The sequence below is a fragment of the Pseudalkalibacillus sp. R45 genome, assembly GCF_052246725.1.
Taxonomy (GTDB): Bacteria; Bacillota; Bacilli; order Bacillales; family Fictibacillaceae; genus Pseudalkalibacillus.
Window position 1 is genome coordinate 885,726 of the sequence record NZ_JBQQCL010000001.1, and the last position, 24,760, is coordinate 910,485.

Below are 24,760 nucleotides of genomic sequence, written 5' to 3' on the forward strand. Positions count from 1 at the left end.
TTAAACACTCCTTAACTCAATAACTGGCTACCACTTTCCTGAGTCCATCAGAGATATCATGCATATCTTTTTCTTCGCCTAACAAGACAGATTGTGAAAGCCAAAGGATTTGATTCTTGCTTGCTCTTTCACTGATTGGACATTCGTACTTACGTGCTTCTCCAGTCCATTTTTCAATTTCAGAAATGACCGCCTGATTCGTATTGAGAGAGTGATAGCCGGCAAGGACCGGAATGCCCTCTGCGTTAATTTTCCTTATGAAATCATCTTTAGGAATTTGTTCATCCAGATCTTTTTCTATTCTGAACATATACATATGATAAGCATGCCGGTTGACTCGCGGGTCCCTATGCACAGGTACCAATCCCTTTATATCTTTCAAACTTTCATTCAATATCCTGGCGTTCTTTTCGCGTTTATCGAATTGCTCCTCTAACCGCGTCAATTGCGCTAGTAATATTGCAGATTGGAATTCTGTCATTCTCAAGTTCCATCCGATTCTTTCATGCTGGTACCAGGCACCTTCAGGTATTCTACCTACATTCGCGATGGACCAAGCGTTTTCCGCCAGTTGTTTGTCATTCGTAAGGATCATTCCACCTTCACCCGCGGTAATGTTCTTACCGGATTGGAAACTGCACGAACCTAAATCTCCTAAAGCACCGACCCTATTTTGCTCCCATTCCGCTCCTACTGCCTGAGCTGCATCTTCAATAACGGCCAAGCCATGTTTTCTAGCAACCTCTTTCAACTTTGGAATATTTATAGTAGCACCTGCTAGATGCACAGGAATAATCGCTTTCGTCCTTGAAGAAATCGCATCTTCGACTTTATCGATGTCTAGCATCAACGTACTTTCATCTATGTCGACAAAAACTGGGATCGCTCCAAATAACAAGGCCGCCGTTGCAGTAGCAATGAATGTGTACGGAGGCATGATCACCTCATCACCCGGTTTCACACCTGCAGCTTGTAACGCTACTGTCAATCCCATCGTTCCGTTGACAACAGGAATAGCAAATTCTGCCCCTTGCAACGCTGCAAACTTTTTTTCCAGATCCGGTAAACACCTCCGATTGGTTCCACCCCATTTTCCAGAACGAAGCGTTTCTAAAATGTTCATTTCCTCTTCTTCACCGAAAATCGGCCAAGTTGGAAATGGTTCGGTTCTGATAGGAAGCCCCCCATCGATAGCCAGTTTATCCATTCAATAACCCCATTCCTGTTTCTACCTCAATTTTCTCCTCCAATAAATTACACTCACACAATGTCTTGGCAGTTGTATCAAGTAAAAACGACTTAACTTCAAATCCTTTCAACTCAACCTTTTTCTCAAGATTGATCGTAGGTAATGAAAGATGAACGTCCCGCTTGGTGCCTGTCGTCTCAAAAAGTCTGAATACGTAAGCTTCCTCCCTGTTAATTGCTTTTTTGAAAGTACTTAACTCGACAGCTTTATTATCCATTTCAAGTAATGGTTTAGGTTTCTCTCCTTCACCAGATGGAAAATAACTCAGAACATATGGTTTTTCATTATGGACCAAGGCTTCCCATGCTACATTTTCAACCCGTTCTTTTACACTCGAACCTTCAAAGCGAAATGAAAAATGACGTTCGCCTTGATCAAAGCGCTTAGAATATCGATCCTGAGGCAAGACATTTTCTTTTTCTCCACCTTTTAAAGCAGAATAGGCACTAGAGCGGAGGAGCGAAAGACGTATTTCAGCATCCTGGACATCCGAGCCATAAATCCCATCGTTTATACAAGAAAAAGACTTGTCACTATTTTCTGATTGTAAGCACGACCATTTTTGGGAAACGGCTTCCTTCCGATTTTGCGGTAGCTCTTCTTTGCCGAAAGCTACTTGTCCATAATAGTTACCGTCATCAATCGTCGTAGGAATCGACAGCTTCAACATCTTATCCTTTTCAATCCAGTTCACACACATCTCCAGCTCAAATGCAGTACCAGACTTAGGTAACTTATAACGGTAGAAAATATAAGAATCATTGTATTTGAAAACCGCTTCAATAATGGTCCTCACTTCCCCATCTTCAATCACTCGGACGGAATGGAGTTCTTGGTCGCTCGAAATTCCTGACACCCGTTTCGATTCTTCAGAATCTACTAATGAAAACGCCCCGATTTTATTAGGAAAGCTTTTCACATGGGATCCCCACGCATCCTCATCGTCTTCAATCACAATAGGAAGAAACGCCCCTTCCTTAAGATAGGACAGGCCATGAACTAAGTACTTATCAACCAGGCCTGTCTTAAGGTTGATCCAAACCTCAAGCTCATCTGTTTTGAACACTAGGTTCCCATCCCTTTCATGAAGAGAGGCGCCATTACAAGAATATTCCCGTTCCTCCACTACACAATCAAACCTGTTCATCTGTCCAGGTTTCAAATATGCATGAAAGGAAACTTTCTTTCTCCAATCAATATATAAACTACTTTCTTCTTCCTCCACTTGGGATGGGATCCTGTCCCCTTCGGAATATATGGACAGTGTAGCGGCCTTATCCTTCAATGGTTTAGGTAATTGGAATTCACAGTCGATGATCGTCTCGATCGGAAACGGATGCGGATTGAAGACAAAAATCGGCAGTTCTCCATCATTCGCTTTATGAGATCCATTTGTCAAAGCAAAGAACGCTTTCATCTGTTCCCTTGCCAATATTTCCAACCCATGGTCCATCATCCGTATTGCATTATCCTCGACCGCTTTGATTGAAGTGCCAGCCAGAATATCATGAAATTGTGCAGTAAGCAGATCCTTCTGCGCTTCATAGAAAGATGACTCAGGGTATTCGATAAGTCCTTGAATTGCTGCAGCAGATATCATTTTTTCACTTTTATATAAAGCATTTTCCAGCTGACGGTGTTTTTGTTTGATAAGAATTTGTGATGTGTAGCATCCTGGAGCCCAGGGGTTCAGGTCCCCTTTATGGATGGGGATATCTTTATGTTTCAATTGGTCAAAATATGCTTCAGGTGTGGAGTGCACAATGTTGAACTCTTCTGTTTCCTTCTGTAAATCTGTAATATTATTAAGATCTGACCTTGAAGGACCTCCACCGTGGTTGCCGATCCCCCATAAAAGCAGCCCGATCTCTTTCTCATTATGTACTTCCAGCCATTTCTTGATTTTTTCATGTGCTTTTCCTCTCCCTGATAAATAGGCATTAAAAGCCCGATGACCGATAACAGTTGAACCTTCATAGCCTTCCCAAATGAAATCTTCTCCAGGTAAGGGACAGTCTTTTTGATCTGGTCGACAAACAATATATGAATCGTATCCTGATTTGGCCAAGATTTGGACGAGACCTCTCGTATGACCGAAAGAATCAAAATTTATGGCAGTCTTTGGTCGTTTTTGGAACTTCTCTTGAAAATAGGTTCTCCCCGTCTGTATCTGACGGATAAACGATTCACCGCTTGGCAGGTTACAGTCAGGCTGTAAAAACCAGCCGCCCATGATGTGCCATTTACCTTGTTCAACCAGTTTTTGAATTCTAATGAATAAGTCCCGATCAAATTCCTCCACCCACTCATAGAGAAGGACTTCATTATGATTGAACACGAAACCATCATATCTTTCACAGAAATCAGCCGCGATACGAAAGGTAGATAACGCTTCTCCAGCACCTTCCTCCAATTCCCATAACCAGGCTGGATCCAAATGCGCGTTACATACTAAATGTAGGTGTTTCACGATTTTGTTTCTCCTTCCTTTGTTGCTTAAAAGAATCCCCCAGATGTAACCATCCAGGGGAATACCTTTTTATTTTTGTGTATCGTTATACCATTTTGTTGCCTCGTTGATCAGATCTTCTCCACCACGTTTTTTCCAGTCAGAAACAAACGTATCGAAATTATCCACAGATTCTTTACCAGTGATGACTTTAGCTGCAAATTCAAGCCATAACCCATCATAATCCAGTTCAGGGCGTGCCTTTAATGTCTCCATCGCTGGCATCTCAAGACCTTCATCTATAACCCCTTCTTTTTCAGCAACAGATAGAGAATGATAAATCAAATCTCCATTCGGTTTGTTTTTAATGAACTCCTCATTCGTCAAATAATTTTTAGGACCAGTGAAGTGAATCCATTGTTGATACATGAACTGTCTGCCAACCTCTTCATTCGTTTCCGGATATTTATATGCAACCTCATCGCCTTCAACTGTATGATCTTTCTCTTCAAGACCGTATAGGAAGAATTGGTCAGCTTCATCATTTCCTTGTTCATAATACCAATCCATGAATTTGATCACTTCTTCTGGATTTTCAGTATCTTGTGGAATTGTCCAGATGTAATCAGAAACACTTGATCCAATAGGGTATACGCCTCCAGGTTCTCCACTTGGTCCGACTGGTGAAGGGATGATTGCCACTTCTGCATCCGGATGGTTAGCTTTCAGCTTTGATACGATCGCATCAGGGGCTGCAGATGTTTGTGCCCACATTCCCACAACACCAGACCCAAGGATTTTCGCGTCCCAATCTTTACCCTGTTGAACCAAAAATTCGTTATCTAGTAACTTTTCATCGTATAACGTTTGATAGACTTCAAGTGCTTCTTTCATTTCTGGTTTGATGAAATTCGGTATCAACTTTCCATCTTCATAAGACCATGCATCTGGATGTACACCATATGCTGCAAAGAATTGATGACCGAAGGCAAAGTTTTCCCGAGCTGAAAATGGAATTTCATCTTGTTTTCCATTACCGTTCGGATCTTCTGTCTTGAATGCTCGCAGCATTTCAACATATTCATCAACGGTTTTTGGAACTTCTAATCCCATATTATCCAGCCAATCTTGCCTTACATAAGTGACACAGCAGTTCCTGATTGGATTCTCCTGAGGGATACCAAAGATCTGACCGTCTTTACTGACTCGCGGAGAATTCCATGATTCCTCCGGTATATGCTTCTTAAGATTCTTTCCATACTTATCAAGAAGGTCATTTAATGGCATCAATACCCCAGCATCAATAGCAGGTGCAATTTCAGGCGTGTTGATTCCTTTTGTTTGAAGAAGATCAGGCAATTCTCCTCCGGCTAATAATAATTGCAGGTTCTGTTCATAGTTTTCATGAGGCAATACATCCAATTTCAAGTCGACCCCAGCCATTTTTTCCGTGGTTTTCACATACTCGTCCTGATTAATATCTTGATGTCCCTCAATGTAACTGGCACCGCCACTTCCAAGTGCTACGGTAATCTCTTTTGCCTTTCCGTCTTTACTCTCTGAGGACACCTCTTCATCTTTACAACCTACCAATGCAATTATCAATGTCAGTAAGCTAATCAATAACAGCGGTTTGAACCTTAATTTCCCCATGTGTTTCCTCCCCTTTATTATTATTTCTATCCTTTTATCGATCCCAGCATAGAGCCTTTAAGAAAATGCTTTTGAATAAAAGGATAAACCAACAAAATTGGTAAAGTAGCTACCATAATTGAAGCCATTTTTATTCCTTCTATAGACTGAAGTGTCATAGATGCCGCTTGGATCATCTGTTGTGCATCATTCTCTACAATCAACTGTCTTAATTTCACTTGTAATGGAAATAGGGATTGATCCCTAATGTACATTAAGGCTGCAAAATATCCATTCCAGTGCCCCACCGCATAGAAGAGTCCGATTGTACTCAACGATGGAAGTGATAAAGGTAGAACGATACTCCAGAGTGTACGATATTCGTTACACCCATCCACTTTCGCAGATTCAAGCAAGTCTTTAGGAATGTTTTGGAAAAAGGAAATCATGATGATCAAATTAAACGCACTGATCAGTCCAGGAATCATTAATGACCATAACGTATCCAGCATTCCTAGGTACTTGACTACTAAATAAGAAGGTATTAAAGGTGCTTGAAAAATCATGGTGAACAGAATGAGGATTATCAAGAATTTGCGTCCTTTTAATCCTTGTTTTGAAAGACCATATGCCATCAAGGACGTGAAAATCAAATTCAACAGTGTACCTAATACCGTGATATACACAGTAACGCCAAAGGATTTCCATATAGCTTTATCCAACAGTACAGCTTTGTAATTATCAAGCGTAAAATCCACTGGCCAAACGGTCACAAGACCCTGCATGATTGCACTTCCCGAACTGAATGATCCGGCGATGATATGTAGAAAAGGAAGCAACATCGATATACTTAATATGGTAAGAAATATGATATTGAATTTACTAAAGGCTTTCTGACTTGGTGATTGTTTAATCAAAATTGTTGCCCCTCCCTCTAATAGATTGAATTTCCAGTCATTTTTTTACTTAACTTATTTGCTCCTACTAGTAAGATGAAACCGACAATTGATTTGAACAATCCAATCGCTGTAGTATAACTGTATTGTCCACCTAATAGACCAGCACGGTAGATATAAGTATCAAACACTTCTCCGGTCTCACGAACCAGCGGATTTAGCAGCATATAGATTTGTTCAAAACCTAGGTCCAAAATATTACCGATTCTTAATAATAGAAGAACCATGATCGTTGGTAATATACAAGGTATCGTGATGCTTATGGCTTGACGAAATTTACCTGCTCCATCGACTTCTGCGGCTTCATATAATTCTGGGTTGATACCAGCCATCGCTGCCAGGTAGATAATCGTTCCCCACCCTACTTCCTTCCAAATTCCTGAGCTCACAATAATGCTTCTGAAATATTCGGGTTCTTGGATGAAAAAGATCGGTTCTCCACCAAACCACCTTACAATCTCATTGACTATGCCTGTTGAAGGAGATAAGAAACTGATCACCAACCCTCCAACGATGACCCATGATAAAAAGTGAGGAAGATATAAAACAGTTTGGACAGTTCTTTTAAAAACCATCTTCCTTACTTCATTCAATAACAAAGCTAATATTATAGGAGCTGGAAAACCGAAAATCAGCTGGTATAAACTGATCAATAGTGTGTTTTTTAGAATAGTGTAAAACTCCGGATATTCGAATAAATTTTGAAAGTGCTTTAGACCAACCCAAGGACTTTCAAAAATACCACCATAGACGCTATAATCTTGGAAAGCGATTACAATTCCGCCCAAGGGAATATATTTGAATACTAAAAAATATAACAACCCCGGCAGAATCATAGAGTAGATTTGCCAATTCTTTATCAGATAACTATTTTTCATTTTAGTGAATATCATATTTTGCTTTTCAGGCTTTGGGGAAACTGACTTAGTCTCTATTATTGGTTTAGGTTCTCTTTCTGGTAATATTGCCAATCCCTCCTTTGTCTACCTAAACTATATAGGACCCTGAAGTAAGGGTCCATGTGATTTATTATTAAATATTGTGTTTTTTTGAAATTTTCTGTCTTTTGTTATCAATCCTTATCAATTCATAATTTTCAAGCCTTTTCGAAAATCCTTTGGGGACATACCGGTATACTTCTTGAATGTTTTGGTGAAATGAGGATAATCGATGTAACCTACTAAATCCGCAACCTCATACGTTTTCAAGGTCACGTTTCTCAGTAATCTTTGAGCTTCCTCCATTCTCATTTTTGTTACATAATGGATAAAGCTTATCCCCAGTTCTTCTTTGAACTGTCTACTGAAATAGGTTTGGGAGATCCCCACTTCTTCAGCCACAGCTTGTAAGGTAAGGTCCGTACTTTTATAATTTTCATCAATATAATGGAGGGCCAATTGAACCTTGGAGTAACTGTTCCAATTCCGGCTCTGTTGGACTTCGTTGCATAAATCTGTAATTAGACTCTTAACCGTTCCATATGCCTTATCTGAAGTATCCAGAAGATTGATAGGTACATCTGATAGCTCTTCATATTCTTTATCAAGCTTCAGGAGGATTTCTTTATGCAGGTATCGATATAAATCCAGATAAAACTGATTGGTCGTATATGAATCCAAAGCTTTCTTTTCAATTGAGTTCGAACATAATTCAAGCAACTGATTACATTGACTTGAATTGATATTCCATATCGCCTCAATCAATTGATCGGCTAAATTCTTCTGTTTCCAAAGCCAATCCCTAGTTTCCGGTTTCAAGAGATTATTTTGATAGAGTTGTTCCTCTACTTTTTTCATCACTTCGTGAAACGTTTTTGGTTTGATCGGCTTCAGTACATAATCTACTGCCCCATGCCGCAAGGCTTTCTGAACATATTCGAATTCATCGTATCCAGAGATAACGACTACTTTGATATTCTTTGTAATCTCACCTATTTTTTGGATCAGCTCGATCCCATCCATTCGAGGCATCCTTACATCCGTTATGATCAAGTCGGGTGCATTCTTCTGGACTTTCTTGAAGGCTTCGAGGCCATTGTTGGCATAATCATCCACCTTGAAGTTCGCATGTTCCATAGAGATCAATTTACTTACACTCTTTTTTATGACTGGTTCATCATCCACAATCATGACACGAAACATTTTTCCTCCCCCTTTTTCGGTAGCACCATTCGAATCGTTGTACCACTAGGATCTGATTTTACAATCTGCAGCCCGTAATTATCTCCGAAAGTTAATCGTAATCTAGAATGTACATTCCATAACCCGATTCTGTTTATTTGATTTTTCGGACTCGAGATGCTGCCTAGTTCCTCATTTGTTGATTCAAACGCATTTTGATATTTCTCTTTCACTTCCTCAGACATTCCGTTTCCGTGATCGGTAATGTCAATTGCATAGCCCTCAGAGCAATACCATCCTTTGATATGGATGATTGACGGTTCCAGGCCTGATTTTTCATAGCCATGTTCGAATACATTTTCAATGATGGGCTGGAGAATGAGACGAATACCGTCTACAGCCTTTAGTTCATTTTTGTTGAAATCATGTATTACTTTTAAGTTGGTATAACGTTCTTTTTGTATGTCTAAATAGGCGTTTACGTGTTCCATTTCCTCTTCCAAAGTAACAAATTGGTCTTGATTGGAGTTATACCGAAACATATCAGCTAATGAGTATGCAATCCGGCTGATGGTTCCATTTTCCTCGATAATCGCATGGGAATTAATCAGTTCTAACGTGTTATATAAAAAATGGGGGTTGATTTGGGATTGCATCGCTTTCAACATAGAATCACGTTGCTTGATTTCCATTTCTTTCTTCCGTAATTCAGATTGATGGACCACTTCAATTAATCTTTGCAGTTCATCAGCCATGTTATTGAAGCTTCGGTTGACCTTTCCTACTTCATCGTTTCGATTATCCCTTGCCCTCACTTTCAAATTCCCTTTTTCTGTCTCTTCCATCAGCCCTTGTAAATCGGTAAGCGATCTAGTCAGTGAATAAGAAAAACCGCCAATTAATAAAAGGACTGTAAGAATAAGAATTAAACCGATGGTCATCGTCATTTTCTTAAGTGTGATCAATCCACCGATAACTTCATTTAAAGGAACTTCTGATAGAATCATAAGATTGGTCACAGAAGATTGATGAAATGTCACCAACTTCTTCTGACCCTCAATCTCTTTGATGAAAGAACCCATTTGTGGAGCTTCTATTTCTTTGAAGTATTCAGCTTCCATGTCTTTCCCAATTTTTTCAGTCTCGGGATGATAAAGGACTTGGCCCCTTTGATCCGAAATCCAGATGAACCCAGTTTCCCCGAGGCGCGTCTTGTCTGCAATCTGCTTCAGATGATTGATCTTCAAGTCAATGAGCATCATACCTTTATTTTCATAGGAATCGGTATCTAAAAATGGACGGGTCAATTGGATCGTAGGGGCTCTAAGATTATATTTATCATCCATGCCTCGTAAGTTGAATCCAAGTATCTCAGCCCCATCGTGGTTTTGATAGTCTATGAATTTCTCCAAAGTTTCAATAGAAAGGGATGCCCTGTTTTCTGTGATGATCTGAAAAGAAGAAATATCTCCCCTCCCTAGTAATTCTGGAAGAACCTCCCTCTCGATTTGTTGCGAAACCAAAAAATAATTGAACTGATCTTCTGGTTCAATTTTTAAAAACTCTTGAATTAAGGGATGATTGACTAGAGGGAGTGTAGCACGTTCCAAGTTCAAAAAATAAGAATCCAAATAACGGTTTTGCTGTTCAACTAATTCTTTACTATAATCAATCGCATTTTGTTCGATTATCCTTGTGGACTGCTGGTACCATATGTAACTGAAGATCAAGAAAGGAACTAATAGGAAAAAAATGATTAATAAGATCAATTTCGTTTTGATGGACTTGTTACGAAGCTTATCCATTATTCTCACCCACTGGCCCCCTGAGTGCTGTTTTTGGGGATACCCGATCAAATCCGCGCTGAGCAAAATAACTCGTAATGAAAACTGGCAGACTTACAAATAGAAATGGGAGTAACCCTGGCAACACAGCAAACAAAACGGCCACACTGAACAGCCCTGCCAGAATCCTCAATGATTCCAACGGGATGATGAAAGGAATTAAGAATGAAAGCTTGATATATTCGAAGAAAGACGCCTGATAATGACTGAACACGGGTCCGATGTAACAGACCGACAACAGGAGGAGGAAGGCAAATACCACGAAAATAGAGGAAATGACATCGTAAAGGAATCCATTAAAATTGTTGAAATACGTAAAATTGATATAAATTACCCCTGCCAATAAAGCATAGAAATAGAAAAAAATGTTGCCTTTGAGGAGATTCTTTCTGAATGAAGAAACAAAAAGTGAGAAGATGGAAACGCCTTCCTTTTGTCGAAAAAGTTTCCTTATTACTTCAAACATAGCTATTGTTGAAGGTCCAATCCCAATCAAAATCAAACCAGTCAATGTAAACAAAATCCATAGAAAATTTAAATATATGGCTCTCATCACCCATACAGAAACCTTGTGGAATATCCCTGCTGTTCCCTCCATTGTGTATTGATCACTCCTCATCACAGGTGTTTTAATATTCTGTAAATTCATCTTTTAACTCTTGAAATATGTCACTCGTTTTTTGCAGACATATATTCTTCAATGAAAAACAAACGATAAATCTGTCGAGGTCTCCCTTTCGTCGTTATTTTTTCTTGCCCGACTATTTCAATCAGACCTGCATCCAGCCATTGAAGGAGTATGCGGTGGGTACTCCTGATCGTCACACCGATAATCCCGGCTATTTCTTGAGCGGTATAGGTCAGTCTTCCATTCCGGCCTATTTGTGCGATAAGCCGGGATAAATAATTTGCAGTCATCCCAGCTTTTTCAGCTTTCTCCAACAAATGCTGATCGGTCACAGCCAATTCATAGACCATCGGCTGTTCCATTTTTACAGGTCCGATCACACTCCGGTCCTCTCTTACAATGAAGCATTGATTACTGCCATGATCCTTGCACTGCTTCAAAGCCAGTCTAGCATTTGTCCCCGCCTCATTCGCAGAGCGTCCGAAGCCGATCCCCATCATTAATGATAACTTCATCTCACGTTTGATTTCATTCAAAAGTGGAATCGTCTTATATCCTTTCGTGACCCTTTCGAAAATCCCCCGAGTAGTCATGAAAAGATATTCATTACCATTGAGGCTTGTCAAATAGCCCTCAAGACATTCGACATAATCCAATATCCTGCTGTTCAGATTCAATTTCAAACGCTGAATGTCTTGCTCAGAGGATTCTTTTTCAATCAATCGATCGAACTGTTCTACTTGGATGATTCCGAACACGATCTGAGATTCTTTTTCCCGTCTTTTTTCAGTTGATAATAAAGCACGCTCAAGGGACACAATGATATCTTCTTCAGTAGGCGTCACCCATACTGACTCCACATCCAAATTCAAAAGGGCTTCCTTTACTACTTTTACACCTGTTAATACGGCATCACACTGTCCTTTGAGCATGTTGTCTGCATGGAACATTACAGCCTGTTCCTTTTGTTTATATGCCTTTCCTTCAAAAAGTTCTATCTGATCGATGGTTTCACCTAAAGATTCACAAACTTTAAGGACTTCTTCCCTTAAAAGGGTATCTACAGAAAGACAACGGATGCTTGCCTTCTGGCTTTTCACCTGGTAAAGAGCCCGATAAAGACTTGAGCCTTTCAACGGAATAAAGTGAGCAGGAATCGTGATGTTAACCGTTTCCTTCGTCAACTGGTAAGGCGTGTAACCAGAAAACAACAGAACATCAACTTTATCCATCAGCTCCATCGCAAAACCCGGGGCATCTTCAATTTGGTCTGAAACCTTGTAAATCGGTGTAAAACTCGGAAACCCTTTGATCGCTTGTTTGATAGTGTCCACAATCATCGAAGGCCCGATGATCCCGATCCGAATACAATCACTCATCATTATTCTCCCTAAGAAGTGACCTGCTTACTTTCTGTAATCCAATTGTTCAAATTTTCTTTTATAAAAAGATCATCATTCAAATGCGGATAATCTTTATATATCCGTGATATTTCTTCCGATTGTCCATGACTTAAGTCTTCCTTTGGATCCAAACACCACCTACCCCTCAATAAACCTTGCCTTCTTAATACTTCGTTGATTCCAGCAATACATCCTTTAAAATGATGCGCCGAATCGAAAAATGCACTATTTGCATCAGTGATTTCAGACCCTAATTCTAGTAATTCACCCGTAAGATGTTTTTGTTTTTTCGCTTCTTTTACCATTTCCAATAGTTCTACTGCTGTTCTCGTCCATACCGCCCAGTGACCTAATAATCCCCCGACGATATCTTTCTTAATGATCTCTCCGCCTATGTTGAATCGAAAAGACGTAAGCAGATCGGCAACAATGTTATCATCATTGCCCGTATAGAGGGCAATTTCATCTCTGCGGCTTGAATGGCAAACTGCTCTTACAACATCCAGCGTTTGGTACCGATTGAATGGAGCAATTTTAATAGCCATTACACCAGGGATTTCTGCATATTGCTGCCAAAACTCATACGAAAATATCCTGCCGCCGACAGAAGGCTGTAGGTAAAAACCAAACACCGGTATAATCTCACTTATTTTTCTAGTGCGATCTAGTAATGCCTCTTCACTCCAATCCCCCAATCCACCATTGCTGACAAGTCCAAGATCATAGCCTAAAGATTTTGCTAGCTTTGCTTCCTCGAGTGCTTGATCGGTTCGCCCGCATATCCCCGCTATTTTAAGGAAAGGACGGTCCAGCCTGGCATTGTCGATTTCTTCTGCAGCTAGTTTTAATACTGGTTCATAAAGACCCACCTCGTTATCCCGGATTTCAAACTGGGTTGTATGAACCCCTATCGCAACACCACCTGCACCAGATGCTATGTAATACTTCGTCAAAACCTTTTGCCTTTCTTCATCCAATTGTCTGTCTTCAGTCAGGGCAAGAGGATGGGCCGGAATGACAACACCTTCATCAAGAGCTTTTTTCAATTCAGGTTTCAGCATTAAAATGCACCCTTTCGTTCTTGAAAGTGGGTCGGCTTATTAATTGTTTCTCCCTCATTCATCAACCAGTCTCCAGTCCATTCAATCATCTCCCTGACTGATACTGATGGATAACCAAATAGCTTGTGAGCTTTTGAAGCATTGCTTAATAGAGCTGTTTCTTTTTCCTCGTTATCAAAAATGGGTGTGATACCCATCTCTTCGCCTAACCGTTCAGCTAACCAACGAATCGAAAGGGTTTCAGGCCCCGTCACATTCAATATAGTTGGAGGAGTGTCACAAGTAATCAGGGAACGTAATGCCATTTCATTGGCATCCCCTTGCCAGATCACATTTACATGTCCCAAGGATAAATCAATCGGTTGCTGATTTTTAATAGAGTTAGCTACATCAACTAAGACCCCATACCGTAAATCAATCGCATAATTCAAGCGAAAATGCACCATAGGAATATTGTATTTCTGAGAAAAATAGGTGAAGATACGTTCCCTACCAAGACAGGATTGAGCATATTCTCCAACAGGAGCAGTTGGTTGATCTTCAGAAGTGCCTCCCCGTAAAACAGATGTATGCGGATACACATTTCCCGTAGAAAAAGAAACAATCCTTGAATCTTTAAAACGTTCAGCAACTCTTCCAGGCAAATAAGCATTCATCGCCCATGTGAAATGTTCGTTTCCAGTCGTCCCGAATTTATTCCCAGCCATATAAATGATGTTATCCGCATGAGGAAGGTTCTGGACCTGCTCATCGTCTAATAGATCTGCCGCAATGGTTTGAACCCCGTAATCTTCGAGTCTCTTTTGAAGTGCCCCATCGGAAAAACGTGAAACACCGATAATCTTCTTCTGAAGACCCGCTTCATCAATCGCTCTTTTTGCCAATATCGCCAGAGTTGGGCCCATCTTCCCTCCAACTCCTAGAATCATAATGTCACCGTCGATTTTCATTAAATCACTAATCAATTTTTCAGAAGGTTCCGTCATCTTATTTTCTAACTCTTCTACGGTTCTCATATTTTCCACTCCTTTATAAGTAAGTTTCCAATTAAGCGATAAAGATATTATAGATGTTGTTAAAAGCTAACATTACTAAAACAATTATTCCTAACAATGCTATTACATTTTTTAATGGAGTGTTTTTCAACTCCCCCATAATATTTCTGTCATTAGCAACGACCAGTAATGCGATAGCGATAAGTGGTACGACTACAATTGTTATAGCCTGAGCAAAAATAATTAGTTCAATCGGCATTTGACCAAAAATAAGTGCAACTGTTGAACCTAGAATCATTACAGCCATAATAAAGTATCGAACTTTAGAGTCCTTTAACTTGGATCCAAAGCCAAGTGCATCAGATAAAAGGGCTCCACCGATGGTAGCATTTCCGGTTAAAGAAGAAAATGAAGCTCCAAAAAGTCCGATCATAAAAACAAAAGTTGCCAGATTCCCATAAAGAGGTTCAAGAGCAAATCCCATCTCTCCGATGGTGTTGACTTGTATTCCTTGCGGCATAAGAACGGTTGCTGCCGAGATCATTACGATTGCTGATATGAACCCTAAAAGGAATATCCCAGTGATGCTTTCTCTTATACCTTCTCTTTTATTTATATTGGTCCAGCCTTTTTCTTGGACAAGATAGGACTGATAACAAGCACCGACAATTGAAAAGCTGGTTGCAACAAAAGCAATGATTAGAGGCATCGAACCAGAAGGAATTGTTGGAACAAAGCCAGAAAAAATTGCTCCAACATCAGGTTTGGTGACGAGTAACGTAAATAAGAAGGAGCCAAGCATTAGTACAACAAGCACAATCATTAAGGTTTCTAGAACTTTATAAAAATTCTTAGCAAATAACAATAGAATTCCTGCAATGGTTATGACAACAATCCATATAGCAGCGGATGAGCCTCCGAAAATGGTTGATACAGCAAAGCCCGAGCCGAGAGCATTTCCTGCCTGAAACGAAGCTGTGACTAAAAAAGCACCGATCCCTATGACGATTCCTGCACCTTTACCCCATTTGTTACGCATGACTGTAATAAAAGATTGGTTGGTTGCAAGACCGATTCTTGTACTCATTTCCGTAAACAGCATCATAAACCCTATTGCCACTACAATGACCCATAACAAATTCATTCCATAAATGGCCCCAAACTTAGAAGATAACGTTAAACTACCTGGACCTAATACCAAAGCTGAGGTAATTAAGGCTGGTCCTAAGCTTTTAACCCACTTTTTCATTCCTGTTTCTGTTGGCTTAACTTTTAACGGTGGATTTTTCCCTGCCTCGACTTTCATAACTTCCCTCCTCCTTTTTATTAAATTTTCTGAATTTAATATCATTTTAGGAGGAAAACCTAATTAAAGACAAGTCTTTAATTAGACCAAAAATAAAACCAATCGATAACACTACCGATTGGCTATCTAAATTATACAGTTGGATGTGACACGATACATTCAGCATTCCCATTAAGCGAAAATTGCTTCACTGTCGAAGGAAGGATGAAATGGTCGCCTTTTTTAAAAGTGGATTTACCGCCTTCAGTTGTCACTTCACCTTCACCTGATAAAACGCTGACAAGCAAGTAAGCCGGGTTCTTGTAACGATCAACCGCTCCTTCCAACTCCCAACGATAAACGGTAAAATAATGCTCTTGGATGAGCTTTGACTCTTTCAAGCCCTCCACTACAGACTCCACTGGTTCGAACTTGGCGTCTTCATGTGGAATCATTGCAACGTCAATGGATTTCTCGATATGAAGTTCACGCGTATTCCCTTCCGCATCACGGCGATCGTAATCATAGACGCGGTATGTCACATCTGAACTCTGCTGTGTTTCAAGGATCATCGTACCTGTACCGATTGCATGGATCGTTCCATTCGGCACATAGACGAAATCACCTGGCTTAATCGAAACCTTCCGAAGCAGGTCATCCCAACGGTTTTCTGCAACCATCTGTTCAAACTCCGTTTTCGACCTGGCGTGATGCCCATAAACGAGCTCTGCCCCTGGTTCGCAGTCGATGATATACCAGCATTCCGTTTTACCGTACGGCTCTCCTTCAACTTTGCGCGCATACGAATCATCCGGATGCACCTGGACAGAAAGATCCGTCTTTGCATCCAATATTTTAACGAGCAATGGGAATTCATCGCCATCCTGGTTACCGAACAGTTCAGTGTGCTCGTCCCATACCTGGTCGAGCGTCTTCCCTTCTAATGGTCCGTTCAATACTTTGCTTGGACCGTTCGGATGTGCGGAAATCCCCCAGCACTCCCCAGTCGTCTCAGTCGGGATCTCATAACCGAATGCTTCACGCAGTTTCGTCCCGCCCCAGATTCGATCTTTAAAAACCGGTTTCAGAAAAATAGGTTCATTATACAATCTCGACACCTCGATTAGTTGCTTTTACAAAATACTTTAACATTTAATCGTCTGTTTTTGGGGAAAAATCACCCTAAAGTACAGTATTGCCAATAAATTCATATCGAAATTCAACAGATACATCCTCTATAAAACAAAAATGGTGTAAAACGACAAGCGTTTTACATCCGAATTGTGACAAGAACCGGTGGGAGACAGACTATAGTCCTCTTTTCTTTTTCGACATTGATTCGAAAAGGAAGCACGAGAACCGTCCCCACTCACCCTATCTCCATCGTGAACGTCCATGAATAGGCTCCATTAGCTGGGATCTTTGAAACTTTGTCAATTTTGTTGGCGACATATACGTCATCATAAACGCCTGTACACGGCTCAAGGGCAAAATTATATTCTCCACGGTAGCCACCTTCCGTTTTCCAGATGCCCAGGTATGGGACTTTGTCTGGAGGAAAACGGTATGTAAGTGTTCTGCTTATGTCCCCCTGTACCACCTTGCACCATCCTTCTTTGAGACGGTCAATAAAATAGAACTTTTCCATATTCTCTGTTTCCTGATGATCGAACCGGGATAAATCGATCGGTTGATTCGTTCGTTGTGATTTCGTTAACGGATAAGGATGGATCGTCCCCCATTCACCGAGATGTTTTGATCCGTGTTCCACCGTCATAATTTCACATAAATCCTGTGGAAGAGCAATGCTTGTGGCCTGATTCATATTCACCAGGGAGTGGGCCGTCCAGATGAACGGAAAATCCTCATCGGATTCGTTCAAAGCTTGATAACGCAGTTCGATGCCATCAACCTTCAAATGGATTTGTTTTAAAAGACGATAGGGAAAGGTGGGACTTTTCACTTCAAGATCCACTCCATAGGAACGCTCTATTACATTCCAGGGCAATGCCCATACTTCACCGTGGTCCGGGATCAACTTAAGATCATTCGGGTGCGGGCCTTGATCGATTCCTGGAAAAATTTCATCAAAACCGCTTGAATCAAAAACAGCATAGTCAGCTCCATAGGGAGGGATCTTCAATTGTTCCCCTTTCGATTGAAAAAGCCACTCGTACCCCGCTTCCTTATCATAAAAACTCGCCATTTTCCCACCGTATCCCGGAAGGATCGTAACCTGAATCTGATCATTTTCTAGAATGATAGAATCGATCCCCTTGAAAGTCGATTGCCTGATCATCTAAGCTCCTCCTGATTACACCACTCTACCGTCTTTAAGAAACGTCTGAATCCTTCCTCCCCCTCTGGTGTCCGTTTGAAGACGCCGGCATGTTCCAAAACTCTTGAAAAGGTTCGTCCGATTTCCTGTTTCAACGTTTCCTTAATGTTATTTGCGTTCAATTGAGGATGGGTAGCTATAATCTGCTTTGCCCAATCCACGTGTTTATTTGTTCGTTCATCCATGATCGCTTCCGTATCCAAGTCGTTTTTCAGCATATGTCGGGCGAGTACATCCATCTCTTCTACCAATCGACCCGGAAGCACAGCTAATCCCATCACTTCAATCAGACCGATGTTTTCCTTTTTGATATGGTGTACTTCTTCATGTGGATGGAAAATCCCCATCGGGTGGGCTGAACTCGTACGGTTATTCCGTAAGACAAGATCGAGTTCGAACACTCCATTCCTGACTCGGGCGATCGGGGTAATCGTATTATGTTGGGTACCATCTGTTTCAGAAACAATATCCAAACTCTCATCATCATAGGACTTCCAGCTCTGAAGGATTTTATCTGCCAGGTTCGCGATATCCGCCCTGTCCTCACCCTGGAGGCGGATGACGGACATCGGCCATTTCACCTTGCCAACCTTTATACCAGGATAATCATCGAAATCCATCGACTCCTCAATAGGAGCTTTCTCCATTGGAAATGGATGACGGCCAGCTTGAAAATGGTCATGGCTTAAAATCGAGCCTCCGACGATCGGCAAATCTGCATTGGAACCGACGAAATAATGAGGAAATTGTTCTACAAAGTGCAGTAACCGCCCGAACCCCTCTTTTGATATTTTCATAGGACTGTGTTCTTCAGAAAATACGATGGCATGTTCGTTATAATAGACGTATGGTGAATATTGTAAAAACCATCTTTGACCCGTCAGTTCAATGGGGATGATCCGATGGTTCTGGCGGGCAGGATGATCGAGTCTCCCTGCATAGCCGACATTTTCCTTACAGAGCAGACATTTCGGATAGGCTACAGATGTATTTTCCTTTGCTGCAGCAATCGCTTTCGGATCCTTTTCCGGTTTAGAAAGGTTGATTGTGATTTCCATGTCCCCATAAGTCGTCGTGCTGGACCAGTTGACATTTTTGGCGACTCTATCTGTTCGAATATAATGAGATGATTTTGCGAGCTCATAAAAATAATTGGTCGCCTCTTCCGGACCCGCTTTCTTGTAGAGCTCATAAAATTGACGGATGACTTCTCTAGGCCGCGGTACTAACCGACCCATGATTCTTGTATCGAACAAATCCCTTTGGGTTACTGTATCATCAGGGATCAACTGCTCATCTATTGCATATTCAAGCATATTCTCGAGAATATCAAACGGGGTTTCAAGGTTTTCTGCTTCTACGATCACTGGTTCGGCTGCATCAAGGTTGAAAGTTTCCAAGAGCGTGTTCCGGAGGTAATCGACATCCCATGACGAAATCATGTTCTTCTGCAGACCATACTGGATTAAACGTTCGATTTCTTTGTAGATATTCACGTCCATATTTTCCACCTCATCCATCGGATTTTTCATGGTCATAACCGTCCGGATTCTCTTTGAACCATCTCCAGGCAGACCCGATCATTTCTTCAAGATCCGTGCACTTCGGCTCCCAACCAAGCTCCCGATATGCTTTTTCTGAGGATGCGACCAATTTGGCAGGATCCCCCGCCCGCCTTTCCACAACTTGCGCTGGAATTTCATGCCCTGTTACGTTTCGGGTAGCTTCAATGACTTCTTTCACCGAGAACCCTTTACCATTACCAAGATTGTAGATGGCACTATCATGTCCGTCCATCAATTTTTCAATGGCGAGCAAGTGCGCTTCCACCAGATCAGTCACATGGATATAATCCCTGATACATGTCCCGTCTTGGGTCTCATAGTCGTCACCAAAAATAAGGATGTTATCCCTTTTACCGAGCGCTACCTGAAGGATGATCGGAATGAGGTGGGTTTCCGGGTCATGATCTTCCCCTATTCTTCCCTCGGAATCTGCTCCGGCTACATTAAAGTAACGGAGGATGATATGGCCGATTCCATGTGCCCGCTCTGCCCATTTCAGCATTTTCTCGATAGCCAATTTCGTTTCTCCATAGGGATTTGTAGGCACGGTAGCATCCGTCTCATAGATCGGGATTCGCTCTGGCTCCCCGTAGACAGCTGCCGTCGAGGAAAAAACGATGTTCTTCACGCCATGCTTTGCCATCGTACGCAACAAGCAGGTCGTTCCGTATACATTGTTATCATAATATTTCAGTGGGTCCCCGACGCTTTCTCCTACTAATGAATCAGCAGCAAAATGGATCACTGAATCAATAGCGTTTTCTTTGAACACGGTATCCAAGAAAGTCTCGTTCCGCAGATCACCTCTATAAAAGTTGGCGCCTTCCAATACAGCTTGCTTGTGTCCTTTTTGCAGATTATCGATAACGACGACCTCTTCATTCCGATCCAACAGTTGAGCTACCGCATGGCTTCCGATATATCCCGCTCCACCACATACTAATACAGCCATTCGCATTCCCTCCTTTTATAACTTTTTCGCTTGATCCCCGATATCAGCCACGTAAAATTCAGCTTCAAGTCCTGTTTGAGCATTGTAGGTTTCTCCAACCACTTTTATAAAAGAATCAACACGATCATCAGGAACGATACTTATCGTGCATCCGCCAAACCCTGCCCCGGTCATTCTCGAACCGACCGCTCCTTCGTTCCATGCAGCTTCCACCAATACATCCAATTCTTTTCCGGTAACTTCATAATCATCACGCAGAGAGATGTGCGATTCATTCATCAGTTTTCCAAACCCTCTGATATCACCCGCGTTCAATTTTTCAACGGCCTCTATCGTTCTATTATTCTCGTAGACTGCATGTTTTGCTCTTTTACCGACTATCTTATCGGGGATCAGGTGCTTGTTTGCTTCGAACTCTTCTGTAGTCAGGTCACCTAGGGATTGGATGTCCAGCTTTTCTTGCAAAGTGTGTAAAGCAGCCTCACATTGCTCTCTTCTTTCGTTGTATTTGGAATTGGCCAACCCTCGCCGCTTGTTCGTATTGGCAAGGATCAGCTTTTCATTTTTCAGATTGATCGGTGAATACTGATATTCCAACGTATTACAATCCAGTAGAATGGCATGGTTTTTCTTCCCCATTCCGATCGCGAATTGATCCATGATGCCGCAATTGACGCCGATGAATTCATTTTCAGCTTTTTGGGCGAGTTTCACCATTTCGATTCGATCGATCTGCAGGTTGAAAAGATCTTTCAATATGACGGCCGTGACCATTTCAATCGAAGCGGAAGATGATAACCCCGCCCCATTGGGGATATCTCCATAAAAGGCGACATCAAACCCAGTGGTGATCTCATATCCGGCTTGTTGGAAAATTACAGCTACCCCTTTCGGATAATTCGCCCAATCATGTTGTTCCTCATAACGCAGATCATCGATTTGAACGTCGACGATGCCTGATTCCTCAAAATTCATCGAATAAAATCGTATCGCCCGATCTTCACGTCTTCTAGCTACAGCATATGTACCTAATGTAAGAGCGCATGGGAATACATGGCCACCATTATAATCTGTGTGTTCCCCGATCAAGTTCACACGGGCTGGAGCGAAGTATGACGTCAAATTACCCTGTTCACCGAATTGCTCAATAAAACATTGTTTCAATTCTTCCATCCGGACCACCTCTGTTTCTATCATTTCATTAACAGGTTACATCCCTAGTGAGTACCTCGTTTTGTGATTCTTGAAACTTTGTTAATTAATTTAATTTACTTAATCGTACCATAATTTTTCAAACGTGTCTTTCTATGGATAAAACTTTTTTATCTCCTGTTCAAAGGCGTCGCCTACAGTATTTTTCATCCGGATCAACTGTCCATTTTTCGATTGTAACGTATATAGTCCAAATGGGAGAAGCTCTTCCTCCACGGATTTGCCAGAAGTCCTGTATTCCCAATCGACAAGGTCCAAGAATGGGAACCACGTATATCCTAGGATGTCTTTCCCACTTTTCCGCTCTTGTTTGATTTCCTGTAGACTTTCATGCAGCCAGTCGATCCGTTCCTGTTCTGTTCCTCGATAACTTGTTTCCGTAATGAAGACGGGTTTTTGATATCGCTCCAGAAAACGATCGATGATATCGATCATATCCCTACCCGTCCCCATCCGGTGCGGAAGGCGGACACCCGAAGGCCCCCGCTCTACGTCATGGACACTGAACTGTGGATAAAAGTTGACACCCACGATATCCGGGGTGATCTTTCTTTCAGAGAACCAATTAAGATCCCCATCCGTTACACCGTGTTCCTGGATCCATGGGCGCAGGACGTCATTATCACCAAGCTTCCCCTGGATCATCTCCCACGAATACATAGAAAGCTCAGACCATCGATCTCTTTCCATCTCAAGGGAAGCGTCCTTCGCGATATACTTTTTGGTGGCATCCACATGGACGGCGATACTGTCAGGAAGAATGGATTTCACTTCTTCCACCGTCATGACAATCCCTTTCCCCAATTGCATCATCAATTGATTGAACCCTGCCAACCCTTCTTGATAGGGTGGCCATTTTCCAAGGAGACCGCAATATTCAGCATTTACATAAGGCTCATTCAGTGGTGTGAAATATGGCGTCACATCCTGATAACGCTGGAAAAAGGCTTTCGCGTAACGCGCAACTGCTTCTGGGTATTCCCTATTTATAAACTCCTGCTTCAGCCACCGGGGTGTTCCATAATGCATCAGGTCGATGATTGGTACGAGATCAGGATTCTCCCGAAAGTAGTCCATCACTTGATCCACCCATGACCAGTTGTAGATGCCTCTGGTCTCTTCCACCTGATGCCAGGGGATCCCATAGCGGATCATCCTGGCTCCGGTGTTTTTGGCAAGGGTGAGATCGGCCTTCCAATTTTCATAGTGCTGGGTCAGGACATATTCATCAAGAGGACGTTCTCCACGTTCGGTTTGCGTCACAAAAGTATCTTCAATTCCGACTGCGAATGAAAAATTATCCATATCAATCACCTTCTACTATTGATTGCTTTTATTTCAGAAAGATCACATTTCGGTTGACGGTCATATGTCAGCAATCCGTTGATTTCCTGCTCCACATCGGTCAGCTGGGTGTAACAGAATCCCTTCACAATAGGAGAACCGAAGAGGGCATCGGTCACGTTTTCATATTCCTTGATGAGATCCTCGCCGCTCTGGACAGAGGAATACCCCCACCCATCTCCTGAAACTTTATAGGCAATTCCCCCATATTCCGTGATCATGATCGGTTTCCCATCGTATTCAAAACCCTTTGCATAGATGGATCGGTTCGCCGGAAAGGTGGAAATCGCGCTCTCTTGCGTGGCATACGCCTCCTTGATTTCGTTTGCCAATCGGTAATTATGAATGCCGCAAATATCCGAACGCGTATGTTCCCAGCCTTCATTCGATAACACTGGACGGGTCGTATCGAGGGATTTTGTGAGATGATACATGGCCAATGAATGGGATTGCTGCTGCGGATCCCGCTCGACCCGTGATATCCCCCAGCTTTCGTTGATCGGAACCCATACGATGAGGGATGGATGGCTGTAGTCACGCTCCACAGCTTCGATCCATTCACGTGTCAAACGGGCAGCAGCTTGTTCACTATATTCTGCTGCGTTGGCCATTTCACCCCAGACAAGAAAACCGAGTGTATCTGCATGATAGTAGTAGAGTGGATCCTCGATTTTCTGATGTTTGCGCGCACCGTTGAATCCCATATCTTTGGCTAGCAGAATATCCTTTTTAAGGTCACCGTCACTCGGTGCGGTCAACAAGCCAGATGGGAAATACCCCTGATCAAGAACAAGCTTTTGATAATACGGACGATTGTTCAATAACACCTCTCCATTTTCGATAGATACCTTCCGCATGCCGAAATAACTCTTCACCCTATCAATCTCGTATCCTTCTTTTTTCAAAACGAGTTCGACATCAAACAGATTCGGATGCTCCGGTGACCAGTACCAACCGGATCCATGGATGTTGCTCCGCCCGGTGAAGCGGTTGCGCAAATCGAAACTCCGTTTTGTATAAGCGTTTTGAAGGGAAATCGAGTCACTGACGACGGTCTCCCCGGTGAAGGAAATTTGAATTTCAGCTTCAATTTTTTCAGGGAGACGGCTGACCTCCAGTTCAAGACCGATACTCCCATCGTCAATATCAGGTGTCCAACGGATCGATGAAAAATGGACTGGATGCACGGGTTCAATCCATACGGTCTGCCAAATGCCCGTCGTTCTTGTATAAAAAATCGATTCTGATTGCTCTTTCCAATATTGCTTCCCTCGGGGGATCGTTTCATCTTCAGATGGATCTTCCACACGGATGACAAGATGATTCGTATTATGTTCGTCAAGGTACGGTGTTACATCAAAGGAAAAAGAAGTATGGCCCCCCTCGTGGAAACCGACGAGCGATCCGTTCACATATACCCAGGAACTGTAGTCGACAGCGCCAAAATGCAGATGCAGCTCTTGACCGTGCCATTCTTCAGGTACTGTAAACATGCGTTCATACCAGACGACATCATGGAATTCAAACTGATGGATCCCGCTTTCTTCACATTGATACGCGAATGGAACCTGGATCTTCATTGCGTCTTCTGGCAACCCTTTCTTGAACCACCCGTTTTTCATCCCTTCGTCTTGATCATCAAAAGCAAAGTTCCATTCTCCATTCAAATTGATCCAATGGTCACGTTGGAATTGGGGGCGTGGATATTCGGTCCGTTTTTGTTTCAT

At 42.0% G+C, this 24,760-nt stretch carries 19 protein-coding genes; all 19 read right to left on the reverse strand.

All coding sequences use genetic code 11. The features are described from left to right. Positions 1-16: 16 nt before the first annotated feature. Positions 17-1,207, reverse strand: coding sequence for a DegT/DnrJ/EryC1/StrS family aminotransferase (locus ACTWQL_RS04250; protein WP_443141164.1), 1,191 nt, complete (start codon positions 1,205-1,207; stop codon positions 17-19). Further along, positions 1,200-3,719, reverse strand: coding sequence for a glycoside hydrolase family 38 N-terminal domain-containing protein (locus ACTWQL_RS04255; RefSeq protein ID WP_443141165.1), 2,520 nt, complete (start codon positions 3,717-3,719; stop codon positions 1,200-1,202). The genes ACTWQL_RS04250 and ACTWQL_RS04255 overlap by 8 nt, the downstream gene beginning before the upstream one ends. 69 nt (positions 3,720-3,788) lie before the next feature. Beyond that, complete coding sequence (locus ACTWQL_RS04260; RefSeq protein WP_443141166.1) at positions 3,789-5,351, reverse strand: extracellular solute-binding protein; 1,563 nt, start codon at positions 5,349-5,351, stop codon at positions 3,789-3,791. Between the two features lie 26 nt (positions 5,352-5,377). Beyond that, a complete protein-coding gene (locus tag ACTWQL_RS04265; protein WP_261131549.1) occupies positions 5,378-6,247 on the reverse strand; it encodes a carbohydrate ABC transporter permease in 870 nt (289 codons plus the stop codon). A 17-nt stretch (positions 6,248-6,264) separates the two neighbouring features. Then, complete coding sequence (locus ACTWQL_RS04270; protein WP_443141473.1) at positions 6,265-7,179, reverse strand: ABC transporter permease; 915 nt, start codon at positions 7,177-7,179, stop codon at positions 6,265-6,267. 189 nt (positions 7,180-7,368) lie between these two features. Continuing rightward, positions 7,369-8,427 carry a response regulator transcription factor gene (locus tag ACTWQL_RS04275; RefSeq protein ID WP_443141167.1) on the reverse strand — a complete coding sequence of 353 codons (1,059 nt, stop codon included), beginning with the start codon at positions 8,425-8,427 and terminating at the stop codon, positions 7,369-7,371. Continuing rightward, positions 8,412-10,211: a sensor histidine kinase gene (locus ACTWQL_RS04280; protein ID WP_443141474.1), complete on the reverse strand. Its 1,800-nt coding sequence runs from the start codon at positions 10,209-10,211 to the stop codon at positions 8,412-8,414. The genes ACTWQL_RS04275 and ACTWQL_RS04280 overlap by 16 nt, the downstream gene beginning before the upstream one ends. Continuing rightward, complete coding sequence (locus ACTWQL_RS04285; protein WP_443141168.1) at positions 10,204-10,899, reverse strand: YesL family protein; 696 nt, start codon at positions 10,897-10,899, stop codon at positions 10,204-10,206. The genes ACTWQL_RS04280 and ACTWQL_RS04285 overlap by 8 nt, the downstream gene beginning before the upstream one ends. A gap of 20 nt (positions 10,900-10,919) precedes the next feature. Continuing rightward, positions 10,920-12,257: a hypothetical protein gene (locus ACTWQL_RS04290; RefSeq protein ID WP_443141169.1), complete on the reverse strand. Its 1,338-nt coding sequence runs from the start codon at positions 12,255-12,257 to the stop codon at positions 10,920-10,922. 11 nt (positions 12,258-12,268) lie between these two features. Then, the gene (locus ACTWQL_RS04295; RefSeq protein ID WP_443141170.1) at positions 12,269-13,342 is read right to left on the reverse strand and encodes a dihydrodipicolinate synthase family protein; all 1,074 of its coding nucleotides are present in this window, start codon (positions 13,340-13,342) and stop codon (positions 12,269-12,271) included. Beyond that, complete coding sequence (locus ACTWQL_RS04300) at positions 13,342-14,358, reverse strand: NAD-dependent epimerase/dehydratase family protein (protein ID WP_443141171.1); 1,017 nt, start codon at positions 14,356-14,358, stop codon at positions 13,342-13,344. Before ACTWQL_RS04300 ends, ACTWQL_RS04295 begins: the two co-directional genes overlap by 1 nt. A 31-nt stretch (positions 14,359-14,389) precedes the next feature. Further along, entirely contained in the window at positions 14,390-15,643 is a 1,254-nt protein-coding gene (locus ACTWQL_RS04305) for an Nramp family divalent metal transporter (RefSeq protein ID WP_443141172.1), read from the reverse strand. Between the two features lie 131 nt (positions 15,644-15,774). Further along, a complete protein-coding gene (gene manA, locus ACTWQL_RS04310) occupies positions 15,775-16,731 on the reverse strand; it encodes a mannose-6-phosphate isomerase, class I (protein ID WP_443141173.1) in 957 nt (318 codons plus the stop codon). Positions 16,732-16,991: 260 nt separating this feature from the next. Further along, complete coding sequence (locus ACTWQL_RS04315; protein ID WP_443141174.1) at positions 16,992-17,921, reverse strand: DUF5107 domain-containing protein; 930 nt, start codon at positions 17,919-17,921, stop codon at positions 16,992-16,994. Next, positions 17,918-19,456 (reverse strand): UDP-glucose--hexose-1-phosphate uridylyltransferase, encoded by a 1,539-nt coding sequence (gene galT / locus ACTWQL_RS04320; protein WP_443141475.1) that lies wholly within the window; start codon positions 19,454-19,456, stop codon positions 17,918-17,920. The genes ACTWQL_RS04315 and galT overlap by 4 nt, the downstream gene beginning before the upstream one ends. Before the next feature lie 16 nt (positions 19,457-19,472). Beyond that, entirely contained in the window at positions 19,473-20,477 is a 1,005-nt protein-coding gene (galE, locus tag ACTWQL_RS04325; protein WP_443141175.1) for a UDP-glucose 4-epimerase GalE, read from the reverse strand. 15 nt (positions 20,478-20,492) lie between these two features. Next, positions 20,493-21,650 carry a galactokinase gene (locus tag ACTWQL_RS04330; protein WP_443141176.1) on the reverse strand — a complete coding sequence of 386 codons (1,158 nt, stop codon included), beginning with the start codon at positions 21,648-21,650 and terminating at the stop codon, positions 20,493-20,495. A gap of 132 nt (positions 21,651-21,782) precedes the next feature. Further along, positions 21,783-22,994: a family 1 glycosylhydrolase gene (locus ACTWQL_RS04335; protein ID WP_443141177.1), complete on the reverse strand. Its 1,212-nt coding sequence runs from the start codon at positions 22,992-22,994 to the stop codon at positions 21,783-21,785. A 5-nt stretch (positions 22,995-22,999) separates the two neighbouring features. After that, a complete protein-coding gene (locus ACTWQL_RS04340; protein WP_443141178.1) occupies positions 23,000-24,760 on the reverse strand; it encodes a glycoside hydrolase family 2 protein in 1,761 nt (586 codons plus the stop codon).